This is a genomic window from Streptomyces sp. HD, from assembly GCF_028369295.1.
In the GTDB taxonomy this organism is placed as follows: domain Bacteria; phylum Actinomycetota; class Actinomycetes; order Streptomycetales; family Streptomycetaceae; genus Streptomyces.
Genome location: NZ_JAQMYP010000014.1, coordinates 42,575 through 61,995, shown reverse-complemented (window position 1 = coordinate 61,995; position 19,421 = coordinate 42,575). Strand labels below are relative to the sequence as shown.

The following is a 19,421-nucleotide window of genomic DNA, read 5'->3' as shown; positions in this document are numbered from 1 at the left end:
GGAACGGAGGGACCGGGACGGGTGTGCGCGTACGGGTGAACCGGGCGTCCTCCGTACGCGGGTCGTCGTCCGTGCGTGGGTCGTCGTCCGTGCAGGGGGCATCGTCTGCGCTCGGGTCATCGTCTCGCTCTCCGGGGCTGGGCAGATCGGGAAGTGCCCAGTTCTCTTTGCCCGAGAGAGTCCGCAAAGCCATCGGAACCTTGGCATTTGGGGGAATATGCTGCGCTTTACGGGTGACCGGTGCATCAATGGACCACAAGGGCAGTCGACTTCAGCTTCCTCATGACTCACAGCCACCGCACAGCGCCACCTCAAGCTGCTGACGGGTGGCGTCCCTAACTTCCCGGGCATGACGGGAAACCACAGGGACAAGTCGATCACCCGGCGTCGCGCCATCTCGGTGACCGGAGGCACGGTTGCGGCGGGCGGGCTCGCCGTCGCCGGTTACCAGACGGCCTTCGCCGACACCGCCACGACCACGACCGACGCGGCGGCGTCGACGACCTCCGCGACCGCATCGGAGGGATCCGGCTGCATGACGCTGATGTCCAGCGTCACCGAAGGCCCCTACTACCTCGACAACGCCCTGGTGAGAAAGGACATCACCGAGGGCAAGAGCGGAGTCCCGCTGACGCTGCGCCTCACCGTCGTGGACGCCACCGACAGCTGCACCCCGGTCTCCGGCGCCGCCGTGGGGATCTGGCACTGCGACGCCTGGGGCTACTACTCCGGCTACACCACGGCCAACCCCGGCGGCTCCGCGCCCGCCGAGAGCGAGGACGGCTCGACCGCCAACGACAACACCTATCTGCGCGGCTACCAGATCGCCAACGCCAACGGGGTCGTCAAGTTCGAGACGATCTTCCCGGGCTGGTACACCCCGCGCACCTGCCACATCCACCTCAAGGTGCACACGGGCGGCCAGAAGGAGGACGGCATCTACGAGGGCGGCAAGGTCAACTACACCGGCCAGCTGTTCTTCGCCGACGAGGTCGCCCAGGAGATCTTCACGCTGGAGCCCTACTCGAAGCACTCCGGCAGCTACACCACCCTCGACAACGACATGGTCTACGACGGCGGCGGCGCCGCCAGCGACCTGCTGACCCTGAAGGCCGCGCACAAGAAGGATCCGTCCAAGGGCTACAAGGGCTTCCTCACCATCGGCGTCGACCCCGACGCCGAGAACACCGGCGCGGGCAGCGGCGGTGGCGGCGAGGGCGGCACGCCGCCGGGCGACGCCCCGACGGGCACCCCACCCAGCGACGCCCCGACGGGCTCCCCACCCAGCGACGCCCCGACGGGCTCCCCACCCAGCGACGCCCCGACGGGCACCCCGCCCAGCGACGCCCCGACGGCCTCGGCGTCCTCGGCCTCCTCATAGGGGGACGCCATGAGCAGCCGCGGGGACGAGGCGCTGGCCTACGCCGCCGTGACCGCGCTCACCGGGCAGCTGGCCCTGGCACCCAAGCCGGGCCTCCCGACCCGCGCGACCTCGGCGCCCGCATCAGCCGCCGGGACCACTGCATGCTGCGCTGGTCGGCCAAGGCCCTCGCGCCGGGCCTCGTGGCGGTGGCCGCGGCAGCCCGGCGCACGGGTGAGCCGACGCCCGGGCTCCGTACGGAACTCGGCGCGATCGGCAGGTGCACCGAGCACTCGGTGGGCCTCGCGGGCGGCGGCCACCGGGGCGCCCTCTGGGCACTCGGCCTGCTGGTCGCCGCGGCAGCGCTCGACCCCCGGGCCGAGGCGCGGGACGTCGCCGCGACCGCCAAGCGCATCGCCGCGCACACCGACATGGGCGCCCCCCGCAGGCCCTCCCGGGGCTCCTCGGTGTCCGCGAAGTACGGCGCCGCCGGAGCGCGCGGCGAGGCACGGGCCGGATTCCCGCACGTACGGCGGGCGTTGGACGCCCTTACCGACGCCCGCTCGGCCGGCGCCACGGAGGAGCAGGCCCGCCTGGACGCCCTGCTCACCGTGATGTCCACCCTCCAGGACACCGAACTCCTCTACACCGCGGGCCCGATCGGCCTCCGCCACGTCCAGGCCGGCGCCCGCACGGTCCTGGAGGCGGGCGGCACGGCCACGAAGGCGGGCGCGGAGGCCCTGACCACCCTCGACGCCGACCTCCCCGCACGCGCGTGGAGCCCACGGGGGAGTGCGGGACTGCTGGCGGGGGCACTGTTCCTGGACGCACTGCCGGTCGGGGTGGGAGCGAGGGCGGCTTGAGCTGCCGGATTAACCGAGAGCTGCTTGAGCCGACGCATTAACCGAGGGCCACTGAGCTCACGAAATGAGCCCGGGCGCGCGAACTCACGGCACGAGCGCAGGCCCGCCCGACTTCACGGCGCGACCAAGGCGGGCCTGCCCTCCCGCCCCGCCCGGGCGCCGGCGGCCCGCCTCCCCGCCGGCCCCATCGCATACGACGCGCCCAGCGTCACGACCCCCAGCAGCAGCCACCCCGCGGTCCCCCACCCCACCAGCAGCGAGGTCAGCACAAGCGGCCCCAGAGTCCGCGCCACCGTCACGCCCGTACCGAAGAACCCTTGGTACTCACCCACCCGATCGGCGGGCGCCAACTCGAAGGACAGCTGCCACGACCCCGCCGACTGCCCCATCTCGGCGACGACCTGCAGCACCGCCCCGACGACCAGCACACCGGCGGCCACCCACGGCGAGGCTCCCGCCGACAGCGCGAGGACCACGCACGCCGCCAGCATCACCCACCCCGACCGCCGCACCGCGCGCGTGGCCGACGCAAGCCCGGTCACGCCGTGCGCCATCCGTACCTGGAAGACCATCACGGCCCCGGTGTTGAGCACGAACAGCACCGAGACCAGCCAGGCCGGCGCCTCCGTCCGCTCGGCGATCCACAACGGCAGCCCGAGGCTGAGCAGCGGCATCCGCAGCAGCAGGACGGTGTTGAGGAGCGTGACCAGGGCGTACGGCCGATCCCGCAGCACACCGAGCGAGTCCCGCGTCCGTACGGCGACGGGCGCCACCGCCGGCAGCTTCACCAGCACACCCGCACACACCACGAAGCTCACCGCGTCCAACGCGAACACGGCCAGATACGCCTCCCGCGTCCCGGAGTTCAACGCCAGCCCGCCCAGTCCGGCTCCCACCGCCAGCCCGGCGTTGAGCGTGGACTGCAGATGCGCGAGCAGCCCGGTCCGGTCCCCGGCGGACACCAGCCCGGCCAGGAGCGCCTGCCGGGCCGCCGCCAGCCCCGATTGCGCGGTCGCGTACGCGCACGCGGCCACGACGAACGGCACGAAGCCACGGACGACGAGGAAGGACCCCACCGCCAGCGCCGTCGCCAGCGCGAGCAGCACCGCCGTGCCACGCGCCCCGCGCCGGTCGGCGAGTCGCCCGAGCGGCACCCCCGCCAGCGAACCGACGGCCCACGCGACGGTCAGCCCCAGCCCCACGCGCGCGGGCGCGAGGCCGACGACATGGGTGAAGTACAACGCCGACGTCACGTAGTAGGCGCCGTCGCCGACCGAGTTGGCCAACTGGGCGGAGGCCAGGACGCGTTGCGGTCCCGCGGGCGGGAGGAGACGGGTTGTCATGCCAACGACGTTATGGACCCGGTGGGCCCTTCGGCAGGCCCAATACCGATGCATATCAGTGGCCCAATAGCATTCAGCGGCCCGCCCGAAGGGCCGACCACCCCCTCAGCCGCCCTCCAGGACCTTCCCCAACACCTCCAACGCCTCCGGATACACCCGCTCCCGAGGCGTCCCGTACCCCACGACCAGCCCCTGCGGCCGCCCCTCGCCGCGGCCCCCGGCACCGCCGCTGCCGCCACCGCCGCCGCGCGCCGTGTGCCAGTGCTCCCCCAGACACCCCACCGCGAGCCCCGCCGCCTCGGCCCGCGCCAGCACCTCCGCCTCGTCCTCGACCTCCACCAGCGCATGCAGCCCGGCCGCGATCCCACGCACGCGCCGCCGCGCCCCCAGCCGGTCCAGGAGCTGGTCCCGGCGCCGCCGGTACCGCAGCCGGCAGGCCCGCACATGACGGTCGTACGCATGGCTCTCGATCAGTTCGGTGAGCGCCAACTGACCGATGGACTCGGTGTGATGATCGCTGTGCAGCTTGGCGTCGGCCACGGCGTCGACCAGGCGCGGCGGCAGCACCATCCAGCCGAGCCGCAGCGCCGGCCCGAGGGTCTTCGAGGCCGTCCCCAGATACACGACCTGCCCAGGCGCCATGCCCTGCAGCGCGCCGACGGGCTGGCGGTCGTACCGGAACTCCCCGTCATAGTCGTCCTCGACGATCAGCCCGCCACGCACGCGTGCCCAGTCGGTGAGCGCCCGCCGCCGTTCGGGATGCAGCGTCACCCCGGTCGGATACTGATGCGCGGGTGTCACGACAACGGCGGCACAGTCCCCCAACTCCCCTGCACGCGCGCCCCGTTCGTCGACCCGCACGGGCACGACGGCACCCCCGTTGCGCCGCACCACCTCCCGGTGGAACGGCAGCCCCGGATCCTCCATGCCCACGGCGCCGCCCTCCAGCACGCGCGTGAGCAGCGCCAGCCCCTGTACATACCCGGAGGTGACCACGATCCGCTCCGGCGGCGCGATGACTCCACGCGCGCGCCCCAGATACCCGGACAGCGCGTTCCGCAGCTCGATACGCCCACGCGGATCGCCGTAGTCGTACGCCAACGAGGGCGCCGTGGCGATCGCCCTGCGCAACGCCCGCAACCATGCGGCGGCCGGAAACGCCCCCACGTCCGGGCTGCCGGGCCGCAGATCGAACCGCGGCTCACGCGCGCGTGCGGCGGCCTCCGACGGTTCGGCGTGGACCGGGAGCAGCGGGGCGACCTGCGTACCGGCTCCTTGCCGGGCGGTGAGGTAGCCCTCGGCGACAAGCTGGTCGTACGCCGCCTTCACGGTGTTCCGGGAGACCCCGAGCTGGTCCGCGAGCCGGCGCGTGGCAGGCAGCCGCTCCCCGGGCGTCAACCGCCCCTCGCGCACGGCATCACGCAGCGCTCGCTCCAGCCCCGCCCGACGCCCTTCACCGACGTCGGTTTCCAAGTGCAGGTCCACCCCAACCCCCTCAGGGGCGCGCGACTGTACCGATATGCGGCTCCGCCGCGTGGGCGCGACCAGCCCCCACAACCCGCAGACCGCGACGATGGCCGGACACCCCTCTGGCATCCGGCCATCGATCCAACGTCAGCCCTTGAGAGAGGCCATCCAGCTCTCGACCTCGTCCGACCGCCGAGGCAGCGCAGCGCTCAGGTTCCGGTTGCCCTCCGCCGTCACCAGAATGTCGTCCTCGATCCGGACGCCGATCCCCCGGTACTCCTCCGGCACCGTCAGGTCGTCGGCCTGGAAGTACAGCCCCGGCTCGACGGTCAGCACCACGCCCGCCTCCAGCGTGCCGTCGACGTACGACTCCACGCGCGCGGCAGCACAGTCATGCACGTCCATGCCGAGCATGTGCCCGGTCCCGTGCAGCGTCCACCGTCGCTGCAGCCCGAGCTCCAGCACCCGCTCCACGGGCCCCTCGACAAGCCCCCACTCGACGAGCCGCTCGGCGAGCACCCGCTGCGAGGCGTCATGGAAGTCCCGGTACTTCGCGCCAGGCTTCACGGCCGCGATCCCGGCCTCCTGGGCGTCGTACACGGCGTCGTAGATCTTCTTCTGGATCTCGCTGTAGCGGCCGTTGATCGGCAGCGTGCGCGTGACGTCGGCGGTGTAGTACGTGTGCGTCTCCACGCCCGCGTCGAGCAGCAGCAGATCACCCGAGCGCACGGGCCCGTCGTTGCGCACCCAGTGCAGCGTGCAGGCGTGCGGACCGGCGGCGCAGATGGAGCCGTAGCCGACGTCGTTGCCCTCCACGCGCGCGCGGAGGAAGAACGTGCCCTCGATGTAGCGCTCGGAGGTCGCCTCGGCCTTGTCGAGGACCTTCACGACATCCTCGAAGCCGCGCACGGTCGAGTCGACGGCCTTCTGCAGCTCGCCGATCTCGAAGTCGTCCTTGACCAGTCGTGCCTCGGACAGGAAGACGCGCAGCTCCTCGTCCCGCTCGGCGGTGACCTTGTCGGTCAGCGCGGCCTCGACACCGGCGTCGTAGCCACGGACGACACGCACCGGCCCCGTCGCCTCGCGCAGCCGGTCCGTCAGCTCGCGCACGTCGGAGGCCGGGATGCCGTACAGCTTCTCCGCCTCGGTGAGCGAGTGCCGGCGGCCGACCCACAGCTCGCCCTGGCCGGAGAGCCAGAACTCGCCGTTCTCACGGTCGGAGCGGGGCAGCAGGTAGATCGTCGCCCGGTGGCCGTCCGCGACGGGCTCCAGGACGAGCACGCCGTCCTCGGTCTGGTTGCCGGTGAGGTACGCGTACTCGACCGACGCGCGGAAGGGGTACTCGGTGTCGTTGGAGCGGGTCTTCAGGTTGCCCGCCGGGATCACCAGACGCTCGCCCGGGAACCGCGCCGACAGCGCGGAGCGGCGCGCGGCGGTCTCGGCGGCCTGGGGGATCGGCCGCAGGTCATGCAGCTCCGTGTCGGCCCAGCCGGACTTCATGCTCTCGGCGAGCTCGTCGGACACGCCCGGGTACAGGCCGTTCTTGCGCTGCTTGATCGGCTCTTCAGACTCTTCCGGGCCCGCTGCGGTAGCAGCAATGGACTCGGCCGGGGTGAGCTCGTCGGCCACGGTCATCCTCCTCGATACGGCACTGGACCTCGTCCATCGTACGGACGTGCAGGACGGAACCCAGGGTCGTAGGACCGGTCACCCGGCGCTCGGGCGCCGCTGTTATGGCCGAGATCACTCGCCTGTTATGGGTGCTTTCCGATGAGCGCTACGCGCGCGTGCCGAGCGACTACGCGGACTACGCGTGTGTGCCCCGCGACTACTCGAAGCGAGCGGCGAGCAGTACGACGTCCTCCTCGCTGTCCGCCCGGTCGAGCCCGTCCGGCAGTACGGTCCGCAGGACGTGGTCGACGACGGCGTCCGGGTCGTGCCGGATCGCCCGGGGCACCCCGGCCGCTGCCGCGTGCAGCCGTGCGAAGGCGCGGTCGGTGGGGTCGCCGGTGCGGTGCAGCAGCCCGTCGGTGTACAGCAGAACCGTCTCTCCGGCTTCTGCGGTCAGCTCCACGCTCGGCGCCTCCCAGCAGGCCAGCATGCCCAGCGGCGCGGACACGGAGGTCTCCACGAACTCGGTGCGCCGGTCGCCGATCAGCAGCGGCGGGGTGTGTCCGGCGCCGGCCAGCGTGATCTTGCGCAGGGCGGGCTCGCAGTAGGCGAACAGGGCGGTGGCGGAGCGGGCCGGCTCGGTGAGTCTGAGCAGCAGCTCCAGGTCGGACAGGACCGCGACCGGGTCCTCGCCCTCCATCACGGCGTACGCCCGCAGGCTGGCCCTCAGCCGTCCCATCGCGGCGACCGCGCTGGGCCCGGCCCCGGTAACCGAGCCGACCGCGAGGCCGAGCGCGGCGTCCGGCAGCGGCAGCGCGTCGTACCAGTCGCCGCCCCCGCGCGGGCCGGTGCGATGCCGGGCGGCGAGCTGGACGCCGGCCATGCGCGGCAGACGGGAGGGAAGTAGTTCCTCGGCCATCGTCCGCATGCACGCGCGCGTGCGCTCGACTTCGAGGAGCCGGGCCAGGTGCTCGGTGGCGTAGCGGGTGTACAGACCGACGAGGTGCCGCTGGCGCTCGGCCGGTTCGGCGGGCTCGTCGTACAGCCACACGGCGGCACCGAGGCGGCCGGCGGCGTCGGTGGACAGGGGGAGTGCGTAGCACGCGGCGTAGCCGAGGCGTGCGGCCACCTCGCGGTGGCGGGGGTCGAGCCCGTCCTCGGACATCAGATCCGGCTGGGCGATCTCGCCGTCACCACCCGGCAGTCCGTCGAGGATCCGTCCGTACGACATCGCGCTGCGCGGCACGGTCTCGATGTGCCCCAGGTCGGCGCGGGCCAGGCCGAGCCCGATGGTCGTGTCCGGTCCCAGGCCGTCGGCCGGTTCCAGTACGACGAGTCCGCGCCGGGCACCCACGAGGGCGGCTCCGGCGCGCAGCAGTTCCTGGAGGGCGTCGGCGAGTGCGTCCGTGCGGGCCAGGCGTTCGGTGAGTTCGTGGAGTGTCGTGAGGTCGGACACCCAGCCGGCGAGCCGGTCCTGGAGCACGAGGCCCGGTGCGTTGGGTGAGGGGACCGCTGAGCCGCCCGGGGTCGCGGGCGCGACAGTGTGTGCGGGTGAAGGAACCGTCGCATCGATTCCGGCCACTTTCGAAGGGTGAGGGGCGTTCATGGCGTCCGGCTTTCCGACCGGTGCGTATTGCTCAAAAGCATCGCAAACCCCCATGTCATTCTGCGCCGCTAGCAGTGTCTCCACATCTACACGCACTCGTAAGGGGATGTCCAGCATTGTCCTGCCGGGATTCCTGGTGTCCGTGGGTAACCAGAGCGCTCGTCGTAGACCTCTTGCGCAAAGGCAAAGTTGGCTTAAAACTGCTTCAGGGAACGGGGTATTGCGGTCGACTGGTTTCGCTCCACAGAGCGTCACAGCGGTCGTGATGGGTACGTACTCGGAGAAGGCCAGGGGTGGTTGACAGCCACCCGGAACCTGGCGACGGACCCGGGCGTCTTAGCCACCGACGACCGGCCCCATCCTCCCGTGGCGGAGGCGAAGAGAAATACGCGCGACGGTAAACGCCAGACTTCGCCACCCCACGCCACGCCCATGTTTTTGGTAGACGCAGTATGGGCGAGGTTGCCGCGGAAGCAGCCAACGCTCGGCCCATAGGGGTTTCCCTTGCTCACAGCAGGGGTGTGATGCGCCATTAGGTACGCACAGTGAAGTGATCGACACATGGTGTGATGTGGTCCACGGTGTTGCCAGCGGTGCAACGGAAAGGAACGAGCGCTCATGCGCGAGATCCTCGGAAGGCGACGCAGGCTCCTGCGCGGCGACGGGAAGCCTGAATTGATCAGCGCGGCCCTGACCTTCGCGACTCAATGGCAGTGGCCCGTACTCCCGGGAGTGGCGGCGGATCCGCAGCGGCGTGACCGCTGCGGCTGCCCGGATCCCGAGTGCACGGTGCCCGGTGCCCATCCCTTCGACCCCGGCCTCCTCGCGGCTACCACCGACGAGCGCATGGTGCGCTGGTGGTGGGGCAACCGGCCCGCGGCCCCGATCATCCTCGCCACCGGCGGCAAGGCGCCCTGCGCGGTCAGCCTCCCGGCCCTGCCGGCCGCCCACGCCCTCACCGCACTCGACCGCATGGGCATGCGCCTCGGCCCGGTCGTCGCCTCGCCCACCCGCTGGGCGATCCTGGTGAAGCCGTACTCGATGGAACAGTTGGGCGAACTGCTCTACGCCAAGGACTTCGTCCCCGGCTCCCTGCGCTTCCACGGCGAGGGTGGCTACGTCGCCCTGCCCCCGTCCGAGACGGGCCCGGGGCAGATCAGCTGGCAGCGCGCTCCGCTGCCCGGCTCGGCCTCCCCGTGGGTACCCGATGTGGAGGCCGTTGTCGACGCCGTGGTCGAGGCCCTCACTCGTACGGGTGTGAGCGCGCCCGAGTTGTAGGCCACACCGGCGTGCGCGGAACGGGGCACACGTGCACGGTCGTTACATTCCGTGTATGCCCCGTCACGCTGAGACACGCCGCTCAGGCTCAAAGATCCGTCTGTTCGCCCTCGCCGGCGTCGTGGTGGGCGCCGTCGCGCTGCCGCTTGCCGTGGCCTCCGCGGGACCCGTGGGCGAGCAGGACCGCGCCCACGGCCATACGTCCCGCAAGGCCGCGCGTCCTTCGGCACCTCCCTCCCCCGCCCCCGACGCGAAGGGGCCCGCGGTCGGGCCCGTCGAGTCCCCCCTGCTGCTCGGCCTGGGCCTGGCCACCGCCACCCGCTGCGGGCCCGAGCTCACCTCGCCCGAGGGCATCGAGGCGCAGACCTGTGTCCTCACCCAGGGCGCGGAGACCTGGGCGCGCACCTACTTCCGCAATGCGACCGGCGGTGAGCTGGACTCCGTACTGAGTCTCATGGGGCCGGGTGGGCGCACGGTGCAGATGCGCTGCGCCGAGGGCGTCGAGGACGAGCCGGGGACGTGCGAGACGCCCCGGGAGCGCACCCGAGGGAATCTGGACGCCTACACGGCGGTCGCGGAGTTCGCCGCGCGGGCCGGGAACGGGCCACTGCTGCTGCGCTCCGCGAGCAACTCGGCGCCGGACAATTCCGGGGCGCCCACGGGGGGTTGACACGCGATGTCATTCCGTAAATGACTGCGCACATGAAAAGACCCGGTTGCTGGCGACGGGGGATGCACCAGCAACCGGGCTAATGGAACGGTAACAAGAGATCGGCTGTTCGCAAATTCGATCTGGGCTTTCCAGTCACGGATTCCCTTGCTCCGCATGGGAGTTGTGATCGGATTCACCCCTCCCGAGGGGGCCGGTTCGGCTGAACGGCCGTTCAGCCGAACCCGATCTCCGCGACCCGCGTCAGCTCAGCGTGACCTGCCGGTTGGTCAGACCGCCGCGCGCGCGACGCTCGTCCGGCGTGAGCGGGGCGTCCGTGGCGAGGGCCGCGGCGAGGCGCTCGGCGAACTCGGCCGCCGGCTTCTCCACATCCTCCGCGCCGACCTCGCTCGGCAGGTCCCAGACCGGCACCGTGAGGCCGTGAGCACGGAAGGAACCGACCAGTCGGGTGCCCTCGCCGAGGCTCGAACGGCCCGCCGCGTGCAGTCGCGCGAGGGCGTCCAGAAGCTGCTCCTCGGGGTGCGGCATGACCCAGCGCAGGTGGTTCTTCTCCGGTGTCCGGCACCAGTAGGCGGCGTCCACCCCGGTCAGCTTCACCGTCGGAATGGCCGCGGCGTTGGCCCGCTCCAGGGAGGCGGCCACCTCCGGAGTGGCGTTCTCCGCGTCCGGGACCCAGAACTCGAAGCCCGGGTGCACAACTGGCTCGAACGTGCCTTCCGGGTCGAGCAGATCCTGCAGCCGCGGACCGTCGGCCGGGGCGCGCCGACCCTGCACCGGGGTGCCCGGCTGCGCGGCGAGGGCCTGCTGGAGGGTGTCGGCGAGATCGCGGCTGATGTCGCCCGACGCCGTGTCGTTCTGCAGGCCGAGCAGCACCGAGCCGTCGTCGCGGCGCAGGGCCGGCCAGGCCATCGGCAGCACGGTGGCGAGGCTGACGGACGGGACGCCCTCGGGGAGGCCGCCCTTGAGGGTGAGCTCGGCGGTGGCGGCCGGCACCAGTTCACGCAGGGCCACCCAGTCGCACTCGCCGGGGAGTCCCTCGAACGGACGCTGAACCAGCTCCGTCACCGCTTGTGCGGCGGCCCGGCCGTGGCAGGCCTTGTAGCGGCGGCCGCTGCCGCAGGGGCAGGGCTCGCGCGCACCGACAACCGGAATGGGTCCATCAGCGCCTCCGGCGCGGGCTCCGTCAGAGATCTGCGGGCGCTTGGCCTTGGTCTGGACTCGCTTCTTGGCCATCGTGGGTGTCTCCCGGTTACGGCTCGTCTGGTACGGGCGCGAGCCTAGCCGTTCACGCCATGGCCGACGGGAGCCTGTGGACAACCCACGGGTCGTGCCGGGCGCCGTCAGTCCAGGTCGTCGAAGGCGTCCGCGAAGTCGAGGCCGGATATCGCCCCCACCGACGGTGCTGCGACGCGCGTAGCGAAATCGTCGCGACGGTGCCCGGCGCCAGGATCGTGGACGGCGTCGTGCACCACGACCCAGACCGTGACCTCGCCGCGGGCGTCGTCCCGTACACCCCAGTCGTCGGCCAGGGCGGTGATGATGTTCAGCCCGCGGCCGCCGTGTGCGGTGACCGAGGGCGTGGCCGGAGCAGGGCGGGTGGGCCCGCCTCCGTCCGTGACCTCCACCGTGAGCCTGCCGCCCACGTCCACGCGCCATGCGGCGCGGACATCGCCGTCCCCGGACAGCGCGTCACCCAGCGGTCGGCCGTGTTTGCACGCGTTGCTCAAGAGTTCGGAAAGAATCAATACGGCATCGTCGATGACCGATTCCGTGACCCCGCCCCTGCGCAACTGAGAGCGCATACGGTGTCTCGCTTCCCCCACGCCTGCAGGACCATGGGGTACGGCCATGCTCGACGACGTGGGCACCTCCTGTGCCACCACCAACGCCACCCCCGAGACCTCCTTTGCCCCACGCCACGGTGTGGATGCCCCATTGGCCTGTACCGGAAACCGGCCAATCAACGTCCGGTGACGCATTCGGAACGATCGAATACGGACCGAACGCGCCGGAGCACTCCCTGTAATCGAGATGGCTGGAATTCTTCGGTGTGGCCGAGAGTGGAGGATGAGGCTGATGGGGCTACGGGGTCAATAGGTTGTGCAGGGATTGATGAGGTTTTAGGAGTTTCCGGGTGCGGGGTTTGCTGTGGGCATGCGCGCGTGCGTCAGCGGCCGAGCTGGTGCAGCACCGCGCGCGGGCGGTTGGTGATGATGGCGTCGACGCCGAGTTCGGCGCAGAGGTCGACGTCCTGGGGCTCGTTCACGGTCCAGACGTGCACCTGGTGACCGGCTCGCTTGAGGCGCTCCACGTACGTCGGATGGTTGCGCACGATGCGGATGGAGGGCCCGGCGATATGGACGCCCGCGGGCAGTCGGCCGTCCCGCAGTCTGGGTGAGACGAACTGCATCAGATAGACCGTCGGCAGCGTCGGCGAGGCGGCACGCACGCGATGCAGCGAGCGCGCCGAGAAGCTCATCACGCGCACCGGGGACTCGGCGGCCGAGGCGGGCGTGTCGAGCCCGAACCGCTTCAGCAGAAGCAGCAGTCGCTCCTCGACCTGCCCGGCCCACCGGGTCGGGTGCTTGGTCTCGATCGCCAGCTCCACCCGCCGCCCCGCGTCGGCGACGAGCTCCAGCAGTCGTTCCAGGGTCAGTACGGAGGTGTCCTCCGGGTCCTCGGGCCGGAACTCCCAGTCGGGCTCCTCGGTCCGGTTCTTCCAGGAGTCGTGGTTCTTGCGGGAGCCGAAGTCCAGTGCCGCGAGCTCGGCGAGCTCCAGCGCCGAGACCGCGCCGCGGCCGTTGGACGTACGGTTGACGCGACGGTCGTGGACACAGACGAGATGGCCGTCCGCGGTGAGGCGTACATCGCACTCAAGGGCGTCCGCACCGTCCTCGATCGCCTTCTTGTACGCGGCCAGGGTGTGCTCGGGAGCGTCTTCGGAGGCTCCGCGATGGGCGACGACTTGGATCTGGTGCTGCCGTGCGTGGGTCACGGCGTCATGGTGCCACCGCACCTGGGTAGGCGTGCGACCGGAGGAGTCGCGAGAGCGCTGGGATTGCGCCCGTTTAGTCCTTCATGGGCAATATAAAGGTTGGCCGTGGATGCACAGCGACCGCTTATGGTGCTCTGACGGCTCGTGGGAAAAGCTGACGGCATACAAATATCTGCACAGCTGAAGCGCACCGACCGCTGACAAGTACGGGCCGACAAGCCAGGAACTGGCCCACAAGTACGGGCAAGCGTGGACGGGCGTGACCGAGTGCGACCGAAGACAACAGCCGTGGATCGAGGAGAGAAGCTGTGAGCACCGAGAACGAGGGCGCCGCGGTACCCCCGGCCCCGTCCGCACCCCCTGTGCCGGTGGATGCTCCTGCTGCTCCGGCGTCCCAGGAGCGCCCGGCGGCCGAGGGCGATGCCGCCCCTACCGCTCCGCTCCCGCCCGTGCCGGGCGGCGCACCGGCGGGTTCCCACGGCACGGCGAGCCACCACGGCACGTCGGGTGCGAACGGCACGTCAAGCGCCAACGGCGCTTCTGAGAGCTCGAACGGCACCCAGCCGTACGCCGCCCCGGCGGCCTCGAACGAGCCTTACCCGCCCGCCACCCAGGGCTCGGCCCCGGACGCCTCCTGGCCGCCCCCGCCGCCGCCCGGTACGCCGCCGTACGCCGACAATGGCGCTGCCGGTGTCGGCGCGGGTGGTGTCGGCGCCGGTGCTGCGGGTGGTGCGGCGGGCGGTGCCGGTGCGGGCTCCGGCTGGGGTGCGACGTATCAGCAGCCTGCGCCGAAGTCCGGCCGCGGTGGTCTGCTCGCCGCGGTTCTCATCGCCGCCCTGGTCGCGGGCGGCCTGGGCGGCGGCCTCGGCTACACGCTGGCCAAGAACGACGACAACACCTCGTCGACGACCGTCTCCGCCTCCGACAGCGGTGGCTCTTTCAAGCGCGACCCGGGCACCGTCGCGGGCGTGGCCGCCAAGGCGCTGCCGAGCACCGTCACCATCCAGGCCGAGAGCAGCGCGGGCGAGGGCGGCACCGGCACCGGCTTCGTCTTCGACGCCGAGGGCCACATCCTCACCAACAACCACGTGGTGGCCGAAGCGGTCGACGGCGGCAAGCTCACGGCGACCTTCCCGAGCGGCAAGAAGTACGACGCGGAGGTCGTCGGCCACGCGCAGGGCTACGACGTGGCGGTCATCAAGCTCAAGAACGCCCCGTCCGACCTCAAGCCGCTGACGCTGGGTGACTCCGAGAAGGTGGCCGTCGGCGACTCGACGATCGCGATCGGCGCCCCCTTCGGCCTCTCCAACACGGTCACCACGGGCATCATCAGCGCCAAGAACCGCCCGGTCGCCTCCAGCGACGGCAGCGGCTCCAACGCCTCCTACATGAGCGCCCTGCAGACCGACGCCTCGATCAACCCCGGCAACTCCGGCGGGCCGCTGCTGGACGCGCAGGGCAACGTCATCGGCATCAACTCCGCGATCCAGTCCGCCGCCAACGGCCTGGGCGGCACCAGCCAGTCCGGCTCGATCGGCCTCGGCTTCGCCATCCCGATCAACCAGGCCAAGTACGTCGCCCAGCAGCTGATCAAGACCGGCAAGCCGGTCTACGCCAAGATCGGCGCCTCGGTCTCCACCGAGGACACCACCAACGGCGCCAAGATCATCGACCGGGGCACCGCCGGTGGCTCGGAGGCGATCGAGGCGGGCGGCCCCGCCGCCAAGGCCGGCCTCAAGCCCGGCGACGTCATCACCAAGCTCGACGACCGGGTGATCGACTCCGGCCCCACCCTGATCGGCGAGATCTGGACCCACCAGCCCGGCGACCAGGTCACGATCACCTACGAGCGAGACGGCAAGACCCAGACGGTCGAACTCACCCTGGGTGCCCGCACGGGCGACAGCTGACACGACGGGCACGCGCGCGTGCCCGTTCAAAAGGGGCGGGGCGGGAACCGGGGGCGAGGAATCCTCGTCCTCCCCGCCGGAAGGCGCCCGTGCACTTCCCCATTCGTTTCACAGAACGGGTTCATAGAACGGGTTCGCAGAACGGATTCGCAGAGTCGGCCGGCAAACCGATGGCTGCGGCATCGGCTGCTGCATGGGGCGGACGGCCAGGAAGCTGTTCGTCCGGATGTGAACGGCTTGTGAGGCACGGACTGCACGGGACTTGGCGACAGTTGCCGACCGGTCGGTGCCCGCGTCCAGGTGTTCGGATGGGCATGTTCGGATGGGCTATCGTGCCTTCTCGACCTCGACTGTTCGCGAATGGGAAGCAGAGCCGCGGATGGGAAGCAGAGAAGGGGACGGTCTCGCGGTGACCGATCTGGGGCGGCTCGTCGCCGGCCGGTACCTGCTCGTGGAGCGGGTGGGCAGCGGCGGCATGGGCACCGTGTGGCGTGCCGAGGACAAGATGCTCGGCCGCCAGGTCGCCGTGAAGAAACTGCGCATCCCACCACACCTGCAGGACGACGAGGTCCGCACGCTCTATGAGCGCACCCGCCGTGAGGCCCGCAGTGCCGCGCGGATCACCCATCCCAATGTGATCGTCGTGCACGACGTGGTCGACGACGACGGCCTGCCGTGCATCGTCATGGAGTACATACCCTCGGTCACGCTGAGCGACGTACTGAAGCGGCGGGGCGCGTTGCCGCCCGACGAGGCCGCACGGATCGGCCGCGCCATGACCTCGGCCGTGCGCGCCGCCCACGACGCGGGGGTCCTGCACCGGGACATCAAGCCCGCCAACGTGCTGCTCGGTGACGGCGGGCGGATCGTCCTCACCGACTTCGGGATCGCCATGGAGTCGGGAACGTCGTCGCTGACCAAGCCCGGCGAGTTGATCGGCTCCATCGGCTATCTGGCGCCCGAACGGCTCCGGGGTGCGCATCCCGAGACCGGTCCCGCCAGTGACCTGTGGGCCCTGGGCGCGACGCTGTACCAGGCGGTCGAGGGGCAGGACCCGTTCCGCCGCAACACCCCGATCGAGACCGCGTACGCGATCGCCACCGACGCGTACGAGCCGCCGCGCAGTGCCGGGGACCTGACCCCGGTGATCGAGGGCCTGCTCGTCAAGGACCCCGAGCAGCGCATGGACGTCCACGAGGTCGAACGCCGCCTCGACGACATCGCCGGCACCCGAACCGCACCCCTGGACCCACCCACCCGCCCGGACCGCGCCGATGCCCTCACACCGCCCGGCCGGACCGGCCGGAAGGGCAGCGGCAAACGCCGCCGTACGGTGCTGCTGTCTGCCCTGGCCGTGGCGCTCACCGCTTCCCTGGCGGGCGGCACGCTGTGGTGGCTCAACGGCAGAGCGGACGGACCGAGCACGCACGCGTCCGATTCCGAGACGCCCACTGGTTCGGCCGATTCCACCGATTCCGCCGATTCCAACGGTCCTGGCGATTCCGCCGATGCCGGGGCGTCCACCCCCTCCCCGAACACCAGCTCCGGCAGCACCGGCTCCACCGAGCCGCCGCCGGTGCCCGCCGGATACCACATCGAAGAGCCGGACAGCGGCATCTCCGTGCCCGTGCGGGACGGCTGGAAATACAAGACGCTGTCCGGCGGCGAGGTCGGCTACATCGACCCGTCGGGACTGGTGGGCCTGCGGGTCAACGTCATCGAGTTCGCGGGTACCGACCCGCTGCAGCACTGGCGTGACACCGAAGAGGAACAGACCGCCCGCGACAACGCCGGCTACGAACGGGTGCGGATGTCCGAAACGACCTTCCGAGGGCGGCCCGCCGCGTACTGGGAGTTCACCTTCGAGGGCAGGGCACGCAAGTACCGCGGCGCGGAACTGGCCTTCGCGAGCACCGACGGCACCCAGTACGTGATCTACCTCTCCGCTCCGGACAACCAATGGCACGAGTACCGCCCGGCCTTCGACAACGCGGTCAACGGTGTCCGCCTGAGCGACAGCTCCTGACCAACGGCTCCTGACCAACGCCCCTTGGGCAACGGCTCTTGAGCCACCCCATCCGACCCACGAACCCCGCACCCCGCGTTCGGCCGGTACGCTGTACCCGCTCCGCCCCTGGTGGGCCGGGGCCGAGGTGGGTTGCCCGAGCGGCCTAAGGGAACGGTCTTGAAAACCGTCGTGGCAGCGATGTCACCGTGGGTTCAAATCCCACACCCACCGCGCAGGTCAGAAGCTATGCAGGTCAGAAGGGGTGCCACTCGCCGGAGCGGCACCCCTTCTGCATGCACCCTGTCTCACCCTGGCTCGCCCGTGTCTCACGTTTGACCAGTGCGTATGGGCCATCTGTGGGCCAATGTGGGCCCCGCCTACCCGCCCTTGTTCAGCTCCTGCGCGATGAGCTGATTGGAGCGGGATTGCTCGCCTCGGAGGATCTTGGCGTAGAAGCGGAACAGCACGGCGATGCTGTGGCCGGCTCGCCGCGCGACTTCCACGGGGTCCACTCCGGATTTGATCCACAGGGACACCCCTGCGTGCCTGAGCGAGTACGGCACTTGAGCGAGGGGCGTTGCCGCGTCCTCCTTCGACAGCACCGCAGCGCGTGCCGCGTCCCACAGATCGCAGTACTCGGTCGACCGGACCCGACCGCCCTGCGCCGCGCGGAAGAGACGGCCGTCCGGGGCCGTCCCATAGGCCGCGATGTGGTCCCGCAGCATTCGCACGAGGATCGGCGGAATCGGAACGGACCGCGTCGCCCCACGGGCCCGGCGCTTGAGACTGCGTGCCTCATAGGACGCGCCGTCATCCGTCCAGCCTCCCCCGACCTCCGGGCGGCTCTCCCCAAGCAATAGCTCCCCCCACTGCTCCGCAGTTTCCTCGGTGTCCGGGGGCAGGGTGCAGTCCGAGGCCTTCAGCGAGGCGATTTCGGCGGGGCGCATCACGGCGTAGTACAGGCATCCGAAGAACGCTTCGAGGTGTTGCCCGCGGGCTCCGGAGTTCCGCACGGCGGTGATGAACGAACGGGCCAGGGGCGGGCCAGGTACGTACCGGAAATCGATCTCGTCATCCGTCTCCGGTGGCGTCCAGTCGACGCGCAGGAGGGGGTTGGCGGACAGGAGTCCCTTCTCCTCCACCGTGTACCGGAGGAAATTGCTCAGGACCATGCGCTTTCGCCGGGCGGTGTTCTCCGCAGCTTTCTTCCCGTCCATGCGGCGTGAGAGCGCTTCGAGGGCCGGACGCAGGAGTGCGGGGTCTTCCAGAGCCACGACCTTCATGGAGTGCTCGGAGAGCCAGGACAGGGCCGATCGAATCTCTTGGGGCGGCTCATCCACGGTGTGGCGTGCGGTCAGTTGACCGTCAGGGCCTGGCACCGCGCGGAATGCCCACTGATAGAGAGCGGCCCGCAGGGTCCTGGAATCCGGTGCACCGCGAGTCGTCGTGACCAGCGTCGGGATGACGACCGCGAGCGCTTCGGCGATTCCGGCCCGGTGCTTGGCCGCGGCGCGTGGCCACTTCATGAGCGCGTACGCGGTGGCGTGGTCGTACCAGGTGGGCGAGGTACGCACGGCCAACTCCCGTGCCGGCAGGCCCGTGTCCTCGTCGAACTGCTCGCGCTCCCGGAGAGCGGTCATCAGCTCGGAACGACGGCCGTCTGCCTGCGGCTTGAGCCTGAAGCTCTTGGAGTGCGGCCGTGCCCCGACGCGCCAACGCAGTTCGTAGGGCTTCGGGCGTCCTGCTCGCTTGCGGATGGACCAGATATCGACGTCGTACGTGAGCATGGGTCTCCCACGGAAAAGGGCCCGCCGTACGGCGAGCCCTTGGTTGATTTGCAGGGGTGGGTTCAGGCCGCGGCACTCTGTCCGCAGCGCTCCCACCAGGCGTCGAGGTCTGCGCGGTTGACACGGAGTTGGCCGTTGGGGAGCTTGTGAATGCGGGGGGCTTGGCCACGGGCGCGCATGCGGTAGAACGCCGCGCGGCTCATCTTGATTTCTGCGAGGACTTCAGCGAGCTTGAGCTTCTCGGGGCGGGCCACGATGGGGACTCCTTCTCAGATCCTGCGGGAACCGGGAATCCGCTGACACAACTGACAGAACCTCGCCGCTAGGTCGCTGACCTGCGGTTTCGATGCTCCAGTGATCTTTGACAGAACCGAATTAAAACCTGACAGAACCTCGATGGGCGGGGTTCTGTCAGAGGGCCGCCGTCGCGGGGGCCGGAGGTTCTGTCGAGTTTTAACTAGGTTCTGTCAAAACCGTGATCATGGTTGTTTTTGCAGGTCAGCAGCTTGCATGGGAGGTTCTG

Annotated in this window: 14 protein-coding genes, 1 tRNA gene and 1 pseudogene; 7 read left to right on the top strand and 9 right to left on the bottom strand. The window is 70.6% G+C overall.

Annotated elements, in window-relative coordinates; genetic code table 11:
* The first annotated feature begins 349 nt into the window (after window positions 1–349).
* Together POF73_RS16030 and POF73_RS16025 are read left to right on the top strand one after the other, a co-directional pair.
* Entirely contained in the window at window positions 350–1,381 is a 1,032-nt protein-coding gene (locus tag POF73_RS16030) for an intradiol ring-cleavage dioxygenase (RefSeq protein ID WP_272115501.1), read from the top strand.
* A 9-nt stretch (window positions 1,382–1,390) separates the two neighbouring features.
* Window positions 1,391–2,223 (top strand): annotated as a pseudogene (locus POF73_RS16025) (triphosphoribosyl-dephospho-CoA synthase).
* 113 nt (window positions 2,224–2,336) lie between these two features.
* Here POF73_RS16025 and POF73_RS16020 read toward each other — a convergent pair.
* The 4 genes from POF73_RS16020 to POF73_RS16005 all read right to left on the bottom strand — a co-directional run bounded on the left by POF73_RS16020 (window position 2,337) and on the right by POF73_RS16005 (window position 8,367).
* Complete coding sequence (locus POF73_RS16020) at window positions 2,337–3,566, bottom strand: MFS transporter (protein ID WP_272115499.1); 1,230 nt, start codon at window positions 3,564–3,566, stop codon at window positions 2,337–2,339.
* Window positions 3,567–3,671: 105 nt separating this feature from the next.
* Window positions 3,672–5,051 carry a MocR-like pyridoxine biosynthesis transcription factor PdxR gene (pdxR, locus tag POF73_RS16015; RefSeq protein WP_272115497.1) on the bottom strand — a complete coding sequence of 460 codons (1,380 nt, stop codon included), beginning with the start codon at window positions 5,049–5,051 and terminating at the stop codon, window positions 3,672–3,674.
* 129 nt (window positions 5,052–5,180) lie between these two features.
* Window positions 5,181–6,668: an aminopeptidase P family protein gene (locus tag POF73_RS16010; protein ID WP_272115496.1), complete on the bottom strand. Its 1,488-nt coding sequence runs from the start codon at window positions 6,666–6,668 to the stop codon at window positions 5,181–5,183.
* A gap of 193 nt (window positions 6,669–6,861) precedes the next feature.
* Complete coding sequence (locus tag POF73_RS16005; protein WP_272115495.1) at window positions 6,862–8,367, bottom strand: PP2C family protein-serine/threonine phosphatase; 1,506 nt, start codon at window positions 8,365–8,367, stop codon at window positions 6,862–6,864.
* A gap of 501 nt (window positions 8,368–8,868) precedes the next feature.
* Here POF73_RS16005 and POF73_RS16000 point away from each other — a divergent pair.
* Window positions 8,869–9,528: a bifunctional DNA primase/polymerase gene (locus POF73_RS16000; protein WP_272115492.1), complete on the top strand. Its 660-nt coding sequence runs from the start codon at window positions 8,869–8,871 to the stop codon at window positions 9,526–9,528.
* A 55-nt stretch (window positions 9,529–9,583) separates the two neighbouring features.
* Complete coding sequence (locus POF73_RS15995; protein WP_272115490.1) at window positions 9,584–10,198, top strand: hypothetical protein; 615 nt, start codon at window positions 9,584–9,586, stop codon at window positions 10,196–10,198.
* A gap of 243 nt (window positions 10,199–10,441) precedes the next feature.
* Here POF73_RS15995 and POF73_RS15990 read toward each other — a convergent pair whose 3' ends face one another.
* The 3 genes from POF73_RS15990 to POF73_RS15980 form a co-directional block, all read right to left on the bottom strand.
* On the bottom strand, window positions 10,442–11,431 hold the full coding sequence (locus POF73_RS15990) for a DUF5926 family protein (protein ID WP_272115488.1): 990 nt from the start codon (window positions 11,429–11,431) through the stop codon (window positions 10,442–10,444).
* Window positions 11,432–11,538: 107 nt separating this feature from the next.
* Complete coding sequence (locus POF73_RS15985) at window positions 11,539–12,177, bottom strand: ATP-binding protein (RefSeq protein ID WP_272115486.1); 639 nt, start codon at window positions 12,175–12,177, stop codon at window positions 11,539–11,541.
* Window positions 12,178–12,365: 188 nt separating this feature from the next.
* Window positions 12,366–13,193 (bottom strand): glycerophosphodiester phosphodiesterase, encoded by an 828-nt coding sequence (locus tag POF73_RS15980; RefSeq protein WP_272115484.1) that lies wholly within the window; start codon window positions 13,191–13,193, stop codon window positions 12,366–12,368.
* Window positions 13,194–13,501: 308 nt separating this feature from the next.
* Here POF73_RS15980 and POF73_RS15975 point away from each other — a divergent pair, with 308 nt between their 5' ends.
* From POF73_RS15975 to POF73_RS15965, 3 genes are all read left to right on the top strand, one after another.
* Window positions 13,502–15,103: a S1C family serine protease gene (locus POF73_RS15975; protein WP_272115482.1), complete on the top strand. Its 1,602-nt coding sequence runs from the start codon at window positions 13,502–13,504 to the stop codon at window positions 15,101–15,103.
* A 379-nt stretch (window positions 15,104–15,482) separates the two neighbouring features.
* Window positions 15,483–17,129 carry a serine/threonine-protein kinase gene (locus POF73_RS15970; RefSeq protein WP_272115480.1) on the top strand — a complete coding sequence of 549 codons (1,647 nt, stop codon included), beginning with the start codon at window positions 15,483–15,485 and terminating at the stop codon, window positions 17,127–17,129.
* Between the two features lie 126 nt (window positions 17,130–17,255).
* Window positions 17,256–17,342 (top strand) — tRNA-Ser (locus POF73_RS15965).
* A gap of 146 nt (window positions 17,343–17,488) precedes the next feature.
* Here the strand turns inward: POF73_RS15965 and POF73_RS15960 are convergent.
* On the bottom strand, window positions 17,489–18,898 hold the full coding sequence (locus POF73_RS15960; RefSeq protein ID WP_272115478.1) for a tyrosine-type recombinase/integrase: 1,410 nt from the start codon (window positions 18,896–18,898) through the stop codon (window positions 17,489–17,491).
* Between the two features lie 62 nt (window positions 18,899–18,960).
* Window positions 18,961–19,152, bottom strand: a complete 192-nt coding sequence (locus tag POF73_RS15955) for a helix-turn-helix transcriptional regulator (RefSeq protein ID WP_272115476.1) — start codon at window positions 19,150–19,152, stop codon at window positions 18,961–18,963.
* Between the last annotated feature and the right edge of the window lie 269 nt (window positions 19,153–19,421).

Excerpts from the sequence above, each read along its gene's own strand:
- POF73_RS16020 (WP_272115499.1), bottom strand. The coding sequence starts at position 3,566 with ATGACAACCCGTCTCCTCCCGCCCGCGGGACCGCAACGCGTCCTGGCC.
- POF73_RS16010 (WP_272115496.1), bottom strand. The coding sequence starts at position 6,668 with ATGACCGTGGCCGACGAGCTCACCCCGGCCGAGTCCATTGCTGCTACC.
- POF73_RS15985 (WP_272115486.1), bottom strand. The coding sequence starts at position 12,177 with ATGCGTCACCGGACGTTGATTGGCCGGTTTCCGGTACAGGCCAATGGG.
- POF73_RS15960 (WP_272115478.1), bottom strand. The coding sequence starts at position 18,898 with ATGCTCACGTACGACGTCGATATCTGGTCCATCCGCAAGCGAGCAGGA.
- POF73_RS15970 (WP_272115480.1), top strand. The coding sequence starts at position 15,483 with ATGGGAAGCAGAGAAGGGGACGGTCTCGCGGTGACCGATCTGGGGCGG.
- POF73_RS16030 (WP_272115501.1), top strand. The coding sequence starts at position 350 with ATGACGGGAAACCACAGGGACAAGTCGATCACCCGGCGTCGCGCCATC.
- POF73_RS16000 (WP_272115492.1), top strand. The coding sequence starts at position 8,869 with ATGCGCGAGATCCTCGGAAGGCGACGCAGGCTCCTGCGCGGCGACGGG.
- POF73_RS15995 (WP_272115490.1), top strand. The coding sequence starts at position 9,584 with ATGCCCCGTCACGCTGAGACACGCCGCTCAGGCTCAAAGATCCGTCTG.
- POF73_RS15990 (WP_272115488.1), bottom strand. The coding sequence starts at position 11,431 with ATGGCCAAGAAGCGAGTCCAGACCAAGGCCAAGCGCCCGCAGATCTCT.
- POF73_RS16005 (WP_272115495.1), bottom strand. The coding sequence starts at position 8,367 with ATGCTGGACATCCCCTTACGAGTGCGTGTAGATGTGGAGACACTGCTA.